Source organism: Mesorhizobium sp. M7A.F.Ca.CA.004.06.1.1, from assembly GCF_003999135.1.
Taxonomy (GTDB): Bacteria; Pseudomonadota; Alphaproteobacteria; order Rhizobiales; family Rhizobiaceae; genus Mesorhizobium.
In genome coordinates, this window is record NZ_RZPQ01000536.1 from 1 (window position 1) to 444 (window position 444).

A 444-nucleotide genomic window follows, 5' to 3' on the forward strand; every position below is an offset into this window, starting at 1 on the left:
GGCGAATCTCGGCCAATGCCCGCCCGGCATGGTCGTTGATCAACGGGTTGTAGTTGAAGAACAGGTCGAGCCCGTCGACGCCGATGTTGCGGAAATTCCTGAGATGCAGCGCCCGGCACATGGTTTCCACAAACAGCCGGTCCGAGACGGCAACGCTTTCAAAGAACACCTTCGGCGCGCCGGGGCGGCCGGCACGGTGCGGCTCGATCAGGGCTTCGGCCGCGACCGCGTGAAGGAAACGGCCGCGCGGCGCGAAAATCGGCTGATAGGCGCTGCGCAGCCGGAACTCGCCATGGATGCCGTATTCGATGCCGACTTCGTCGACCCGGATCGCATCGCCGACATTGCGCCGCCGATCGTCTCTCATGTCGCCACGCGGCGCCCGAAGGCCTTGACCGGCCGCGCCGAAGGCGTTCCCACGGCCGGAGCCGACTTGTCGACGGC

1 pseudogene is annotated in these 444 nt (G+C 66.4%); it reads right to left on the reverse strand.

From position 1 onward, the window contains the following. A pseudogene (locus EN906_RS25195) lies at positions 1 to 367 on the reverse strand (EAL domain-containing protein); the annotation flags it as partial. Positions 368 to 444: the final 77 nt, after the last annotated feature.